The following is a 14,524-nucleotide window of genomic DNA, read 5'->3' on the forward strand; positions in this document are numbered from 1 at the left end:
TAGACCGGAGGGCCCGAAGAACCGCACCGCAGAAGGTCGGCGAACGTTCTTGGATGCCGTGTTAGCGTCGGCGGGTGTCCGATACGACGGCGTTGTCGGCCGAGGAGCGGTACGACTTGGAGGCCGCTCGCGACGGGGACGAGGCCGCGTTCGCCCGGCTGGTCGGGCCGCATCGGGCGGCCCTGCACGCGCATTGTTACCGCATGCTGGGCTCGGTGCACGACGCCGAGGACGCGTTGCAGGAGGCCCTGCTCGGTGCGTGGCGGGGGATCGGCGGCTTCGAGGGGCGTAGTCCGTTGCGTTCGTGGTTGTACCGGATCGCGACGAACGCTGCGATCCGGATATCGCGGCGGCAGAGCCGCCGCGTGCTCGCCGCCGAACACGGCGCGGCCCGTACCTCGGTGCACGAGCTGGGCGAGCCGGTGACCGAGTCGGTATTCGTCGAGCCGTATCCGGACACCGAGCTGCGCGACTGGTCCGGATACGCCGATCCGGAGGCCCGTTACGAGCTGCTGGAGAGCGTGGAGCTGGCCTTCGTCGCCGCCCTGCAGGAGCTGCCGGCCACCCAACGAGCCGTGCTGGTGCTTCGCGACGTACTGGCGATGCCCGCGGCCGAGGTCGCCGAGACGCTCCAGACGTCGGTGGCGTCGGTCAACAGCGCACTGCAACGGGCCCGTCAGACCATGGATCGGCGGCTGGAGCCGGCGAGCCAGCAGGTGACCCTGCGGGCCCTCGGCGGCGACGGTCAGCAGAAGCTGGTGCGCGCATTCGTCCGGGCCTGGGAGCACCACGACATCGACGGCCTCGTCGGCCTGCTGGCGAAGGACGCCCGATTCACGATGCCGCCGCTGCCCGCCTGGTTCGACGGACGGACCGCGGTGGGGGGGTTCTTCGCGGAACGGATATTCGAGAACCCGTGGAAGCTGGTGCCCATGACGGCGAACGGCCAACTGGCGGTCGCCTGCTACATGGGCGACGTCGCCGGCAACGCCTTTCCGCTCAGCGCCGTCAACGTTCTGACCATCCGGGGACAGGAGATCGTCGCGTTGGACGGCTTCCTCGATCCCGCTGCTCAGCGACCGTTCGGCCTCCCGCCCGAGGCGCCGCGCTGAAATTTCCTGGCCCCGACCGATGAGTTCGCGGGCCGACTCGTCTCCTACGGATGGACCGGACCGAAAGCGGTCCGGGACGGTGGCGCGCCGAAGGACGTCGCTGCCGGAGAAGGAACCGACCCGCCGCGGCGAGAAGGAGCGACGAGATGCGCAAGGTGATCGTAAGTGACTGGGTGAGCCTCGATGGGGTCTACCAGAGTCCGTCCGGCCCCGAGGAGGACCCCTCGGGCGGATTCCGGCACGGTGGCTGGTCCACGCCGTACTTCGACGGCATCGCGATGGAATGGATTGTCCAGAGCATCTCTGGATCGGGCGGGTTCCTGCTCGGGCGCCGTACGTACGAGATCTTCGCGGCCCACTGGCCGACGGCTCCCGAGGAGCAGCAGGCCCTGGCCGAGCCGATGAACCGGCTGCCGAAGTACGTGGCGTCGACGACACTCTCCGCACCGCTGACGTGGCGACACTCGACGCTGCTGCGCGGTGACATCGTCGACGAGGTACGCGAACTCAAGCAGGACGACGGGAACGACCTGCGCGTGATCGGAAGCGCCGGCCTGGTCCGCACGCTGGTCGCGCACGATCTGGTGGACGAGTTCCAGCTGATGATCGATCCAGTGATCGTAGGCGGCGGGAAGCGTCTGTTCGGTGATGGCTTCGCGTTCAGGAGGCTTCGGCTCGTCCAGAGTCGCGTGACCAGCACCAGTGCGATCATCGCGACCTACGCGCCGGCCGCAGGGTAATCTCCGCCTCTGCCGAATCCTTTCGCGGTGTGGGGGCCTCTTATGAGGTGATGGCCATGCTGGGGAAGGAGATGGGTGTGGGTGACGTCGTTCTGCCGGCGGTGCGGCAGGCACTCTTCGGGACCTCGTTCCGGCGACCGCGAGGGCGTGGACGTGGCTGACCGCTCTTGGGTGAACGCGCAGCTCATCAAGGCCGCGCAGGCCGGTGATCAGGAGTCGATCACCGCGGTGCTCTACGGCGCCCATTCTCACGTACGGCGCTTCGCGGAGCATCTCTGCGCCTCCCCGCAGGATGCCGAGGACGCCGCGCAGGAAGCGTTGATCATCCTCTACCGGAAGATCGGCTCACTGCGCGCTACCGGGGCACTGGCATCGTGGATGTTCCGAATCGTCCGGAACGAGTGCCTGCGCCGAGGTCGAGTGCTGTTCGAGCGCCATGACGAGACCGAAGCCGGTCTGGCGACGTCGGCCGAGGACGAGGTCATCCGGCGCCTGGAAGCCGAACTCGTCGCGCAGGCGATCCAGGAGTTGCCCGATGTGCAGCGCAGAGTGTTGATCATGCGGGACGTACTGGGCTATCCGGGGCGGAGCGTCGCAGAGGCGCTCGGCTTGAGCAACGCCGCGATGAAGTCCCAGCTACACCGGGCCCGCAACCGGCTCCGGCTCAGTTTGGCTGGTATGACCGGCCCCGCCGAAGGCCCGCACGACCCCGGAACCATCAGCGCCTGACCTGCGTAGACCGCATTTCCACAACACGAGTTCGAAGGGGAAGTTCGCCATGCTCGAAACCGGATCGCCCGCGCCCGACGTACTGCTGGAGGACACCGACGGCCGGGCCGTCCGCCTGTCCGACTACCGGGGCAAGAATGCCGTGCTGATCTATTTCATGCGGTCGACGTCGTGCCCGGTCTGCAACAGGCACGTCCAAGACCTCATCCGGCGCCGCGATGAGTTCGCGGCCGACGACGTCCAGGTGCTGGTCGCGCTTCCTGCCGACCGTCGAGAAGCGGCCGCGTGGAAGGACAAGCGCCAGGTCCCGTTCCCCGTCCTCGTGGGCCGCCGGGGCACCCCGCACGAGATGATCGGCCTGAGCAGAAAGGTCTTCGGCTCGATGCAGCAGTCGGGCAGCATCCTCGTCGATTCGCAGGGCATCGTCCGCCACGCTCACGGCGCCACCATGCCCACCAGCGGCTACGACAAGAAAGGAATCACCGCGGCCATCCAGGGCCTCCGCGCCCACGCATGATCAAGCCGGCGGCGCCCAGGTCCGTCCTGCTCGATCCCTGACACCGCGCAAGGCGTTTGCTGGAGATGGTGCTCGGCGGCGTCAGGTGTCCGTCCGCTGTGTCTATGGAGACGGGGGCGTTACCGAGACGATGTACTCCACCTGATCGCCTGACGGGTTGATGTAGCGATGCGGCTGGCGGGAGTCGAAGGTGATCGATTCCCCGGCGGCGACTTGGTGCGTCACCTTGGCGATCTCCACGGTCAGCGTCCCCGCGATGACGTACGCGCACTCGACCGAAGAGTGCGCCCAGGGCTCCTCGCTGGTCGCCACGCCGGGAGGGAGCACCGCGCGCAGCACCTCGAGCTGACCGTTGCCCGGAGTCAGGCGCTCGTATCGGACCAGCCCTCGCGGTCCGCTGAGAGTCGAGCGTTCACCCGGCCGGCTCACCCAGACGGAAGGGGCTGCGGCGTCGTCGAACAGAGATGCCACCGATTCGCCGAACACGCCGGCGAGGCGGCGGAGCGTGGCCAGGCTGGGCTCGGTCACACCGCGCTCCACCTGGCTGAGCAATGTCGGGGAGAGTCCCGCCTCCGCGGCGAGGGCCCGAAGACTCAGCCCTCGCTTCGTTCGAAGCTCTCGCAGTTGCGCGCCGATCATGGTCCTCCGTACAGCCTGGCTACACGATAGGCCGAATCGAGCTGCTCCTGCACATCCGGCCCGCGAAGGGCGGGCCCCTGACCGAAGTCGTGGATATTCACGCTGGTCATGTCGATGGCTTCAAAAACTTTCAGCCATAAGAACGTCGGCCTCCACGTCTTGACGGACGCTTCTCACGTGTCTAGTTTCACAGCACATCGTCCAGTCGGACTGCACAGTGTCGTCACGTCACCAGCCCGGCCCCCGCCCCTTCGGGAGAGAACCATGACATCGGCCCAGAGACGCGGACGGCCGCCTACGGCTGGATCCCGCGCTTATCGCTGGCTGCTCGTCCTGCCGTTCATCTGGCAGGTCGGCCTCGTTCCCGTGGTCAACGACGTGTCGTTCGCACCCTTCAACGTGCCGTTCCCCATGCTCTGGCAGATGCTCGGCGTCATCGCGACGACGGCCGTCGTCGGCCTCGTCTTCCGCTTGGACCGCCGGTCCGGCGTGGACGCGGAGGAAAGCGAGTTCATCGCGCTGACGCAGCCGACCGTCCGATCACCGCAGGCGGACGGTGACGCGTCGTGACGCTCGTACTCGCCCTCATCATCGTCCTGGGCACCACCGTCGGCGCCATCGGCTTCGGGAGGCGCTCGACCACCCCGAACACCATGTCCGGCTGGGCCGTGGGCGGACGTCGCTTCGGCACCGTGCTCTTCTGGTTCATGAATGCCGGAGAGGTCTACACGACCTTCGCCGTTCTCGGTATCTCCGGATACGCGTGGGCGCTGGGTGCCCCGGCGTACCTCGCCTTCACGTCCGTCTCGCTGAGCTACGCCATCGGCTACTGGGTCATGCCGAAGATCTGGCGGGCCGGGCGCAAGCACGGACTGATCACCCAGGCCGACTTCTTCGCCGCTCGCTACGACGCCCCGTGGCTCGGTGCGGTGACGGCTGTGGTCGGCATCGCAGCGCTCATCGTCTACGTGCAGATCCAGCTGGTGAGTCTCAGCCTGATCGTACGGCTGACCCTCGGCGGCTCCGTGTCGCCGAACGCCGCGGTCGTGATCGGCGCCGTACTGATGCTGGCCTTCGTGCTCCTGGCCGGACTGCGCTCCGCAGCCTTCTCCGCAGGCGTCAAGGACATCCTGATGATCTTCATCGTGGTGCTGCTGACCGTCACCGTGGCGGGCAAGGTCGGTGCGTCGTCCTTCCTCGACATCTTCCACCTCGTCGAGCAGCGGCATCCCGGCATCGGCAGGTTCCCCGGCCTCGACCCGCATTCGCCGACCACATCGACATGGCTCATGACCTCGGCCCTGAACGTGGCGCTGGGCAATTGGGTGTTCCCCCACCTCTTCCAGGTGTCCTACTCGGCGGCGTCCGGCAAATCGATCCGGCGCAACGCCATCTGGCAGCCGCTGTACTCGCTCGCCTACTTCTTCATCATTCTGCTCGGGTTCGCGGCGCTGGCCGCCGGGACGAAACCGGAGGGCGGGAACCTCAACGGGGCGCTCCTGCAGTTCGTCTCGGACAAGTACCCCGCCTGGGTGGTCGGCCTCTTCGCCGGGACCGGCTTCCTGCTCGCACTCGCGCCCGGTTCCGTCCTGCTGCTCACCGCCGGATCGCTGTTCGCACGCAACGTCGTCGGCCTGGCGAGACGTGAACTGTCCGACCGCGCCACGCTGCTCATCTCCCGGCTCTCCATGGTCGTCTTCGCCGGGCTCGCGGTGTGGCTGACGATCGGTCAGAGCAAGTCGCTCGTCGACATCCTGCTGTACGCCTACTCGGCCATCGGCATGCTCGCGCCCGGCGTGTTCCTCGCGTTCCTGTGGCGCAGAACGTCCGCGATCGGTGTGCTCATCGGCATCGTGGCCGGGTTCATCGCGCTGCTCGCTCCGTTCGCCAAGCACTACTGGGCCGCGCACCTGCCCGAGTGGGAACCCGGCCTGATCGCCATGGTCGTCAATGCGGTGGTGGTCCTGGTCGTGAGCCTCGCGACACCGAAGCCGAAGGCCGACGCCGCAGGCGTGGGCCTCGACCTGTCGGCACGGCACGTGACAGTAGCGGAGAAGGTATGACCGGCCCGGCGACCCCACCCGAGAGAAACCCGAATCCCCCGGCGTCCGAGGCTCCGGTGACGGAGCTTTACGACCTGCGCGTCACCGTCGACCGCATCGAGGGCAGGTCGGTCTGCGGGATGGCGGTCGGAGACTACTTCGAACTCGTTGACAGCGCGCACCTGCGGATCCCCGAGGGACGGCATTTCTGCGTCTACGCACTGCAGGCGGTGCTGCCGCTGCTGCCCGCCAAGCAGCGCGCCCTTCCCCGCGATGACTGGCTGGAAAGGGACACGCTCGTGTGCTGCCCGGATCCCGAAGAAAGGCTGATCATGCGGATCGACCGCATCGGATCCTGCCGACTGAACACGGGGGATGTGACGTGACACGGGTCGAGATCGGTCTGGGCCTGCAGAGCGACAAGCGACCCGGCGACTACGCCCGGCTTGCCGCGCGGGCCGAAAGCCTCGGCTTCGACGTACTGTCGGTCTTCGGTGACCTCATGTTCCAGCCACCGATCTTTCCGCTGCTCGAGATGGCCGGCGCGACCCGACGGCTCCGCCTCGGCGCCGCATGCTGGAACCCGTACTCGATGCATCCTTACGAGATCGCCGGCCAGGTCGCGGCCCTGGACATGGCCTCGTCCGGCCGGGCCTATCTCGGACTGGCCCGTGGTACCTGGCTGGGCGACATCGGTATCGGCCAGACTCGGCCGCTGGCTCATTTGCGGGACGCCGCCGGGCTGATCCGCGCACTGCTCTCCGGAGCGCGGGACGGCTACCAGGGAGAGGTGTTCCAACTCGCCCCGGAAGCACACTTGCGTTATGTCCCCTTCCGTCCCGAGATCCCACTGCTGATCGGCACCTGGGGCGCGCGGACCGCAGCGCTGGCCGGCCGGATCGCCCGCGAAGTCAAGATCGGTGGAACCACCAATCCCGCGATGGTCGACGTGATGCGCCACCGTATCGGCGCAGGGCCGGTCTCGGAGGGCTCGCCGACGGGACGGGTGGGCATCGTGGTCGGAGCGGTAACGGTCGTCGACGAGGATGGCGCGCGCGCCCGGGCCCTGGCGCGCACCGAGGTCACCATGTACCTCGCCGTGGTAGCCGAACTCGATCCCACCATCGAGGTGCCCACCGACCTGCTCGCCCGGGTGAAGGAACGGCTGGGTCAAGGAGACCGCGTCGGCGCGGGCGCGCTCATCCCCGGGGACCTGCTCGACCTGTTCGCGTTCTCCGGCACTCCCGAGCATGTGGCGGCTCAGGCCCAGCGGCTCATCGACGCCGGTGCGAGCCGAGTCGAATTCGGTACGCCACACGGCCTGAGTGCCGACCACGGCATCGAAGTACTCGGAAAGCGTGTCCTTCCCCTGCTCGACCTCGAACCGTCCTGGTGAGCGTCGCGACAACGCAGGACCCCGGGCTCACGGCTGGGTCACGGACGGCCTACGCCGCCCGGAGGGACGCGCTCGATCGACCGATGAATTTGTGGCGCGCCTCAAGTCTGTGCCTGCAGAACGACCTTTAAGAATCGGCCTACTCAGATTGGGAACTTCGTGGACTTGGGTCTGCCGTCGGCCCACTCTCAGAGGAGCGGACCGGGTCTGTGAAACCTGCGCCATGCCACTTGACCGGGATATAGCCTGCATAGATGAGTGATCAACTTCGAGCTGAGGCCCACCGGTTCCTGGACTGGGCGCGGGAGAGCGGCGCCGATCTGGACGGCTCCGATGAGAGCGTCTGGTTCGTCCAAGGGGTGCTCGAATCGATGGCGGAAGACACTGACGAGGAGCCGTCGCTGCGCGCGGTCAAGTGCCTGGCATACTCCGTCTACCTCGCCGAGTTGCTGGCCAGTACCTGCCGCGACGTTCAGTGCGTCATCGACGGAGAGGGCATGAGCCTCCAAGAGGTACTTGCCATCCGCGAGGGTGGACCCGTTCAGTTCACGCTGTCGTGGGTGCAGAAGTGCATCATCGAGCCACAGGTTGACAATATCGGCTTCAAGTTCGCTGGTGCACTCAGGGACTTCGGCGAGGACGAACGTTCCCGGAATATGTACGCCCAGCTGAAGGAATACAACGAATTTAGCGATCTCTGATAATCGACGGAGACCGCGACCATATTCTGCGGCCATAGAGGTATTCACCCCGGCCGGGGCTTCCGTTCATGGAGCCGGGCTCCGTCCCGCACACAAGTCCCGGCAGCCCGGCTCGGGTTCTCGGGGTGATGACGGAAAGCTGCCAGCCGCTACCTCCACGCCCGTCTACGGTCACGGTATGTCTCAGAGCCGCACCATCGTCCAGGACGCATGGAAGGCGTTCGCCAGTCACGACGCCGACCGGATCGGTGCAGTCTTCACCGAGGACGCCGAGTGGCTCGCGCCACCGGGGAACGCTACTGCCGTCGCGCTGGAGGGTCCGAGCCATCTGATCGGCAAGAAGGCGATCGTGCGCTTCCTCGCCGAGGACTTCCCCCGTTTCTTCGTGCGAGACGTCACCGTCATCTTCCACGGGTTCTACGCCGACGGCGAGCGAGTGATCGTGGAGGAGACCATGACGGCGACTCTGGCCAACGGCGACCACTACGCCAACGACTACTGCTTCGTCTTCGAACTCCGGAACGGTCTGATCCACCGGGTCCGCGAGTACATGGACACGGCCCGCGGACACCGCATGGTCTTCGGCGAGGCCGAGGCGGGCACTCGGCGCGGCGGGCGGGCCTGAAGGCGCGGGCCAGATGGCAGAATCAGCCTGCGATTCTGAAACCGGCAGGAGACCCGACGACACGGCCCTATTTTCGCAGTACGCAGGATGACACCATAGGCTTCGGCCCGGCTAATGAGGCGAGGTGAGCAGCGTGAAAGAGCGGTTGCGGAAGCTGTACGCGAACGGGTGCGAGTTCACATGGACAGGCCAGATCTGTCACGTGGCCGGCGAGCGCGACTGTCACAGGTGCATCCGCGTGCGCGTTTGGGGCGCTGGGAAGAACAGCAGTGCGCTCCAAGCGGACCTGTTGTCAAAGGCGGTCTTGCCGTGGGGGTGCGCGACCGATTGCAACTATCCGACCCCAAAGGACGTGCGGACGGTCATCGACTATGCCTTGGCGCACGGTTGGGATCCACACCTCATCGGTGGAACATTCTTCCTGAGCGAGAGTGGACACGCTTCCGCGTTCGAACTGGCCGACTTCCTGCTCACCGATCGCCTTCGGGACGAGGGAGCGCCGGACCCGACCACACGGGTGTTCCGCGCCTTCGATGAAAACCCGATACCGCCGATCCCGGCTCCGTCGGTCAAGCCCTCGCCCGAAGACTGACCTGATCGCTCCGGCACCATGGCGCCCCTGCCGGTCATCCCGTCCGCGGTCGTCCCACCCGCCGAGCACTCGGCCCGGCCACGCCGCTCAGCGACACCGGTGACCGATGTGTCAGGCAAGCTCCGTACGGGCTACGTCGAGGAAGTTGGTTTTAGGTCCTTCTAGGTAGTCCCACATTGATACGTCGGCCGGTTCTTCCCATAGGACATCATTAGTTGCCTTGACGTATCGGCGTGCCTGTTCGTGGAGCGTCGGCGTGAACAGGATGTGGATGACTCGTTCGCAGGCCCAGAGATCGTCCATGACGTTCTTGGCAGCTGTCACCCACTCGGAGCTGCCGTCACGGTCCTCAGCCAAGCGCTCTGCTCGCTGGGCGATCTGGATGAATTGGCGCAGGAGGTCCAGTTGCTCCGCTCGGCGCGCCTCGGCCAGCGCTTTCGTCTGCCGCTTGTCTTCATTGCGGTTAGCCTGCCGTTGGGTGGTGAGCTGGGTCAGATAGGACAGACCTCCGCCCAGTACGACCCCGATCATGGATGCCACTGACACCCACATCTGTGCCTGCATATCGGATATTTATCAGGAATCACCGACCCCCGTACGGCAGGTACGCGCAATCCTGGTGGACACGCGCGGAGGGCTATCCGTCCGAAGCCATCTTGCCGCGTTGGTTCACGCCAAGCGGCACCGAGTTCCGTGGTGGCGAGGAGACGCACCGGTCACCGGACCGGGAAGGCGACCGATCCGAGGGGATCGGCATCGATGACTGTGCCGGGGCGGTGACATTCGTACTGATCGACCGTGGATCGATGGATCTGCCGAGCGACCCTGCGTTCCAGCGAAGCTTGCATCACTGAAGCAAGCCGAGCGAAGGAACGAAGATGGCGCAGATCACCTCCCCCGTCGCGGCCGGCCGGTCCGATACGAAGGCCGCCGCCCCAGAGGCGCGCCCGCAGTCCAACGGCGGGGAGTTGCTGGGCAACCTCAAGCCGCTGGTGGTGGACGTCGCTCTCCCGGTGGGTTCGTACTACCTGCTGCACAAGGGCCTGGGTCTCGATCTGATCACCTCGCTCGCGCTCAGCAGCGTCGTCCCGGCGGTGCGCGCGATCGCCGACGCCGTCCGTCACCGGACCTTCAACGGCCTGGCGGGCCTGATGCTGCTCGTCAACGTGGCCGGGATCGCGCTCAGCTTCGTCACGGGCGATGCCCGCCTGATGCTGGCCAAGGATTCTGGCGTCAGCAGTGTGATCGGCCTGAGCATCATCGTGATGGCCCTGCGCGGCCGGTTCTTGATGTCGGCCGGTCTCAAGCCCTTCATGACCAAGGGGGACGCGGCGAAGATCGCCGCGTGGGACCGGTTGTCCGCCGGATCGGCTGCGTTCGGTCGGCTCGAGCGCCGCTTCAGCCTCGTCTGGGGCGGTGCCCTGCTAGGCGAATGCGTCGCCCGCCTGATCGGTGCCTTCACTCTGCCCGTCGAGACGATGGCCTGGCTGTCCAGCGTGATGCTGATCGGCGCGATCGCCGTCGGCATCGCCGTCGGCGCGGTCGCCACTCAGCCGATCGAGAAGATGATCGAGGCTGAAGCCGCAGCCGCCGCCTGACCCGCCGACCCGCGACCCCCGACGCGGAAAGAGGACACGACCATGCGCGCCAAGGGCATCAACTACGGCACCGGCTTCTTCCCCGGCGGGCAGAACTCACGGAAGGTCTTCGAGCCCGACGTCGTACGTCGAGATGCAGATCATTGCCGACGATCGGGCACGCAACGGGCACGGCGCACCACCAGTTCAACGAACCTCAGTGGCCGCCGCTCGTACGAAGTCTCCGACCCGTTCCTCTGAGCAGAGTCCCGGCCACCGCGACCAGACTCGCAAGCGCACCACCCATGCCGATAGTGGATCACACCCATCTCACACGAGCGGTCCGCATTCCGGGTCCTCTCCGCCCACCGTTTCTGTCCAGGCGAGCCCGCATCGCCGCCGGCCTTGCCCCAGTCGCCGCGGACGGCGTCGCACCTTCCCTCCGACTTCTGCGCGAGGTCCTACCGTGATGCCGTCAAGGGCGGCGGCAAGTTCCCCGCCGGCAAGGGCGCCTACATGGACGCGTGCCAGGAGGGCGTGGACGTGGCGAGCTGACCGCTTCTGCGGCTGCTGGGGAACGATGATGAAGTGCCGACTCCAACCCGGTGGATATGGGCCGGTGTGCAGCGCGTGACGATCTCAGAACTGTCTCGCCGAACCCCGCGCTTTACAGCAGGGAATTCTCCGCCCCGAGCAATGGTCTCGACGCGGAGAATTCCCAGTTCGGGTCGGTCAGCGCTCCCACAGATCCCATTTGCCGGTTGAGCTCGGGTAGCACGCGAATTGGGTGTAGCCGCCGTTGTTCGCCGGATCGGAGGTGTCTTGTACTCCGTCCACCTGGCAAGCGAGCAGGTTCGGGTACCCGCCTCCGACTATCGTCCATTGTCCGGGGGCGGCGGAAGCGGTGCCCGTGCCCAGTGAAATCGTGGCCACGGCGGCAGCGGCGATCAGGCCGGCAGCGGCGATAGAGCGCAAGGACTTCATGTTTCTCTCCTCTGACGGGGAGCCGTTGGCCGAAAGGGCCATCGGCTCCTTGCGTGTCGTTACGTGGAGTCCGATGCCCACTACAGTGGCGTAAGTTCGCGGTGTTGTGGGATTTTCTGTGAATATGCTGGTCAGGCCGCCGATAATTTTCTGTCGACGTGGTCCGTGAGCATCCGGATCGCCCGTCCCAGCCGAATCCGATGGCACCGTCACCGTCAACAAGCCGGTGGGGCATCCACTTAGCCCCGGTCTCGACCAGGGCACCGATTTCTGGAACGGCAAGCGCTCCTAAATCTCGCTGGGCATCCCCATCGCGCATGGCGGAGGAAGCTGACAGGGATGGGTGATGGCCCTCACCGAGACGGGACCGAGTCGCTGTGGTGACCGGGTGAGCCGCCGGGTCGACCGGTGTGGCAAGCGCTGACATGCTGAGCCGATGGGAATGTTCAACCGGGCGAAGCCCGAATCAAAGCACTACACCGGGCCGGGGTGCTCGGCGCACGGGCCTTGCCAGGCGCTGGGGGCAATGCGTCCGGAGGTGCGGGACGCGCAGCTGTCCCTGATCATCAGTCGCCAGCAGGACGGCGGGCTCGGGTCCGACCCGGTTGCCACTGACATCGGCGAGGGGCTGTCCGCCGTCCTCGTCGTCAAAGCCGGGGCACGCCGGCGCGACGGCGCACACGAGGCGGTGACGGTGGCCCAGCATGCCGCAGCCCAGTGGGGCGCCGACCCCGGCGCGCTCTGGCTTCGCGCGCTGACGAACATGCGTCAGGACAAGCTCAACATCCGGGCGTTCGACACCAACGTCGGCGTCAAGATGCACGTCGTGAACGGCACCGGCTGGCCCGCTGTCGGCCAAGCGCTGCGCGTCGAGGAGGTGCTGGGCACCTCGCTGCCGAACGGCGCGATCGTCACCCTGCCCACCAACAACTCCTTCATCGCTCTGCCGATCCAGTCGCGCCGAGCGCTCAACATGATCCCGTTCCTGATGCAGACGAGCCAGCAGTTGATGAAGGGCGATCCGGCACCGATGAGTGACGGCGTGTTCTGGTACTCCCGCGGCCGCTTGGAGTCGATGGGCGTCACCCTCAAGGGCGACAAGGACTTCAGTATGAGGTTCTCCGGCGCGTTCAAGCAGATGCTGGACTCCCTCCCGCAGAGCTGACCAGCCGACAGCGCCGCCTCTCCGGGACGGACGGCGTCCATGGTCGTTCTGGATAATGCCGAGTGGTGACCAAGCTGGGCATCCGCGAGGCCAGGGTGTCGGTGCCGAAAACGTTCATGCGATGAGGCCCAAAGTGGATCTACCCGCGCAGGCCAACGTCGTGAGCACGGCGGGACGCATCGCGGATATACAAGGCGACCCAGCTGACCCGCCGGGTACGGACCCCCAGCAAGATCAGAGCCCTGACCTGGGATCTCGTCCCGGCCTGACTGGAAATACGTCCGATGCGGTGCTCAGAGCTCGATGCGGGGACTTCGACCATTGATACCGAGGTCGTGACGGACGGCCTGTCGCAGCTCGTCCAGGCTGTCGCCGTAGGCCATCAGCGTCGGCTCGTACTGGGCCAACTGCTCACCTTGGCTGATGCAGTCCCGGAGCGTTCGCAGGCTCCGGTAGACGTTGTCTGCTGCCGTGATGACAGGTTCGGGCGCCAGGAGAATGACGTGCTCTCGGGCCTGGGTGATCCGGGCGGAGCGGAATGCGCCGCGGGCTGCAGACTTGCGGGTGAGGTCTGGTGCGTGCTCGCCGAAGGAGACAGCACGCAGGGCCTCGTTCGCATCGTGGAGAGCTGACAGATATTGGACGTAGACATCCCGTCGGGCGTTCAGCGACTGTCCGGCGCGTTCCCGTCCTGAGCGCAGGTGATCGGTCAACAGTCCTGAGCCGAGGCCGATGACGGCACCAACGACGGTGGACAGTACAGAGATCCAGGACATGCCAGGCGAGTCTACGGAGCGATGAGACGAGTCCGGCTGTCTGCGGCGAGCTCAAGCGCTCGCAGAAGGCCACAGAACCCCGGTGACGCGGGCGACGGGAAGCCTGGTGAGCGAGCGGGCACGCAACGGGCACGCGTGAGCGGGATGCCGGTCATGACGGTCATTTGACGGTGGGTATCAGTACGATCCGCGCAACGGTGGTCCCCTGAGGCGTCGATGGGAGCAGATGGCGTGGGCGTGCTGTTCGATTACTTCCGGGCACCCGATACGGAGGCGGCGCTTCGGCTGCTTGATCAGGGTGATGATGTACCACGTGGCCCGGCGACCATCGGTGCGGGCGTGGATGCGTTGGATGCGTTGGATGCGAAAGGTATCGATCCTTACGTCATCCTCGGCCAACTGGTCGGACTGATACTCGCTGTGCCGTGGAGCATCGATCTGGTCGAGACCGTTGGCGTGTGGCCGCCAGAGGAGACGAAGCCACGGTCACGGGAAGAGATCGAGCGGCTGCCCGAAGAGTCTCCATGGAACACCGGCCCTTGGCTGGAAGAACTCGGTGATCGGATCCGTGACGCGCTCGCCGACGTCGATGACTCCACACTGCCCTCGGTCGCCGATGAATGGGCCCGGATCGAGGAGTTCGGCGGTCATATGGACGCGGCACACGCCCTGGACATCATTGAGGGCTTTGTGGCTCTGGCCCGTCGCGCTCGCCAGGCAGACGACCAGCTCTACTGCTGGATATGCCTGTGAGCTAAGTGAGTGTTTGAGAAGTTGATCTCATTCGTATTCCAGGGGCCGTGGTCCGGTTCGGGTGGTGGGTCGGCCGCGTGTCAGTCGGCGGACCATGGTGTTGATGGCGGCCCAGCGGATCATGGCTTCGGAGGTGGCCGGGTGGCGTTCGTAGTCGCGGGCCAGGCGGCGGTGGG

20 protein-coding genes are annotated in these 14,524 nt (G+C 66.2%); 16 read left to right on the top strand and 4 right to left on the bottom strand.

Annotated elements, in window-relative coordinates; translation table 11 throughout:
• Positions 1–74: 74 nt before the first annotated feature.
• The 4 genes from AB0I04_RS25190 (at position 75) to AB0I04_RS25205 (ending at position 3,098) form a co-directional block, all read left to right on the top strand.
• On the top strand, positions 75–1,112 hold the full coding sequence (locus tag AB0I04_RS25190) for an RNA polymerase subunit sigma-70 (RefSeq protein ID WP_360888898.1): 1,038 nt from the start codon (positions 75–77) through the stop codon (positions 1,110–1,112).
• 146 nt (positions 1,113–1,258) lie between these two features.
• Positions 1,259–1,852, top strand: a complete 594-nt coding sequence (locus AB0I04_RS25195) for a dihydrofolate reductase family protein (protein WP_360888901.1) — start codon at positions 1,259–1,261, stop codon at positions 1,850–1,852.
• Between the two features lie 171 nt (positions 1,853–2,023).
• A complete protein-coding gene (locus tag AB0I04_RS25200) occupies positions 2,024–2,581 on the top strand; it encodes an RNA polymerase sigma factor (protein ID WP_360888904.1) in 558 nt (185 codons plus the stop codon).
• A gap of 49 nt (positions 2,582–2,630) precedes the next feature.
• A complete protein-coding gene (locus AB0I04_RS25205) occupies positions 2,631–3,098 on the top strand; it encodes a peroxiredoxin family protein (RefSeq protein ID WP_360888908.1) in 468 nt (155 codons plus the stop codon).
• Between the two features lie 102 nt (positions 3,099–3,200).
• On the opposite strand, the gene AB0I04_RS25210 is transcribed toward AB0I04_RS25205, so the two are convergent.
• Positions 3,201–3,737 carry a cupin domain-containing protein gene (locus AB0I04_RS25210; RefSeq protein ID WP_360888911.1) on the bottom strand — a complete coding sequence of 179 codons (537 nt, stop codon included), beginning with the start codon at positions 3,735–3,737 and terminating at the stop codon, positions 3,201–3,203.
• Between the two features lie 264 nt (positions 3,738–4,001).
• Here AB0I04_RS25210 and AB0I04_RS25215 point away from each other — a divergent pair, with 264 nt between their 5' ends.
• The 7 genes from AB0I04_RS25215 to AB0I04_RS25245 all read left to right on the top strand — a co-directional run bounded on the left by AB0I04_RS25215 (position 4,002) and on the right by AB0I04_RS25245 (position 9,093).
• Positions 4,002–4,307: a DUF3311 domain-containing protein gene (locus AB0I04_RS25215; RefSeq protein ID WP_360888914.1), complete on the top strand. Its 306-nt coding sequence runs from the start codon at positions 4,002–4,004 to the stop codon at positions 4,305–4,307.
• The gene (locus AB0I04_RS25220; protein ID WP_360888917.1) at positions 4,304–5,800 is read left to right on the top strand and encodes a sodium:solute symporter family protein; all 1,497 of its coding nucleotides are present in this window, start codon (positions 4,304–4,306) and stop codon (positions 5,798–5,800) included. The genes AB0I04_RS25215 and AB0I04_RS25220 overlap by 4 nt, the downstream gene beginning before the upstream one ends.
• A 56-nt stretch (positions 5,801–5,856) precedes the next feature.
• Entirely contained in the window at positions 5,857–6,165 is a 309-nt protein-coding gene (locus AB0I04_RS25225) for a TIGR04076 family protein (protein ID WP_360888920.1), read from the top strand.
• Positions 6,162–7,175, top strand: a complete 1,014-nt coding sequence (locus AB0I04_RS25230) for an LLM class flavin-dependent oxidoreductase (RefSeq protein ID WP_360888923.1) — start codon at positions 6,162–6,164, stop codon at positions 7,173–7,175. Before AB0I04_RS25225 ends, AB0I04_RS25230 begins: the two co-directional genes overlap by 4 nt.
• Positions 7,176–7,429: 254 nt before the next feature.
• The gene (locus tag AB0I04_RS25235; RefSeq protein WP_360888926.1) at positions 7,430–7,876 is read left to right on the top strand and encodes a hypothetical protein; all 447 of its coding nucleotides are present in this window, start codon (positions 7,430–7,432) and stop codon (positions 7,874–7,876) included.
• A gap of 178 nt (positions 7,877–8,054) precedes the next feature.
• Entirely contained in the window at positions 8,055–8,501 is a 447-nt protein-coding gene (locus AB0I04_RS25240; RefSeq protein WP_360888929.1) for a nuclear transport factor 2 family protein, read from the top strand.
• Positions 8,502–8,625: 124 nt separating this feature from the next.
• Positions 8,626–9,093, top strand: a complete 468-nt coding sequence (locus AB0I04_RS25245) for a hypothetical protein (protein ID WP_360888932.1) — start codon at positions 8,626–8,628, stop codon at positions 9,091–9,093.
• 111 nt (positions 9,094–9,204) lie between these two features.
• Here the strand turns inward: AB0I04_RS25245 and AB0I04_RS25250 are convergent, their stop codons facing one another.
• On the bottom strand, positions 9,205–9,633 hold the full coding sequence (locus AB0I04_RS25250; protein ID WP_360888935.1) for a hypothetical protein: 429 nt from the start codon (positions 9,631–9,633) through the stop codon (positions 9,205–9,207).
• Between the two features lie 338 nt (positions 9,634–9,971).
• Between AB0I04_RS25250 and AB0I04_RS25255 the strand changes: the two genes are divergently transcribed.
• From AB0I04_RS25255 to AB0I04_RS25265, 3 genes are all read left to right on the top strand, one after another.
• Positions 9,972–10,691, top strand: a complete 720-nt coding sequence (locus AB0I04_RS25255; RefSeq protein ID WP_360888938.1) for a VC0807 family protein — start codon at positions 9,972–9,974, stop codon at positions 10,689–10,691.
• Positions 10,692–10,733: 42 nt separating this feature from the next.
• Positions 10,734–10,931, top strand: coding sequence for a hypothetical protein (locus AB0I04_RS25260; RefSeq protein WP_360888941.1), 198 nt, complete (start codon positions 10,734–10,736; stop codon positions 10,929–10,931).
• A 144-nt stretch (positions 10,932–11,075) separates the two neighbouring features.
• Entirely contained in the window at positions 11,076–11,225 is a 150-nt protein-coding gene (locus AB0I04_RS25265; protein ID WP_360888943.1) for a hypothetical protein, read from the top strand.
• 177 nt (positions 11,226–11,402) lie between these two features.
• Here AB0I04_RS25265 and AB0I04_RS25270 read toward each other — a convergent pair whose 3' ends face one another.
• The gene (locus AB0I04_RS25270) at positions 11,403–11,654 is read right to left on the bottom strand and encodes a hypothetical protein (RefSeq protein WP_360888946.1); all 252 of its coding nucleotides are present in this window, start codon (positions 11,652–11,654) and stop codon (positions 11,403–11,405) included.
• A 436-nt stretch (positions 11,655–12,090) separates the two neighbouring features.
• Here AB0I04_RS25270 and AB0I04_RS25275 point away from each other — a divergent pair, with 436 nt between their 5' ends.
• Positions 12,091–12,819, top strand: coding sequence for a hypothetical protein (locus AB0I04_RS25275; RefSeq protein WP_360888949.1), 729 nt, complete (start codon positions 12,091–12,093; stop codon positions 12,817–12,819).
• Between the two features lie 293 nt (positions 12,820–13,112).
• Here the strand turns inward: AB0I04_RS25275 and AB0I04_RS25280 are convergent, their stop codons facing one another.
• Positions 13,113–13,595: a hypothetical protein gene (locus AB0I04_RS25280; RefSeq protein WP_360888951.1), complete on the bottom strand. Its 483-nt coding sequence runs from the start codon at positions 13,593–13,595 to the stop codon at positions 13,113–13,115.
• 231 nt (positions 13,596–13,826) lie between these two features.
• Here AB0I04_RS25280 and AB0I04_RS25285 point away from each other — a divergent pair, with 231 nt between their 5' ends.
• Positions 13,827–14,348 carry a hypothetical protein gene (locus tag AB0I04_RS25285; RefSeq protein WP_360888954.1) on the top strand — a complete coding sequence of 174 codons (522 nt, stop codon included), beginning with the start codon at positions 13,827–13,829 and terminating at the stop codon, positions 14,346–14,348.
• Positions 14,349–14,524 lie beyond the last annotated feature (176 nt).

Origin of the sequence: Actinoallomurus sp. NPDC050550 (genome assembly GCF_040655075.1) — a bacterium.
Taxonomy (GTDB): Bacteria; Actinomycetota; Actinomycetes; order Streptosporangiales; family Streptosporangiaceae; genus Actinoallomurus.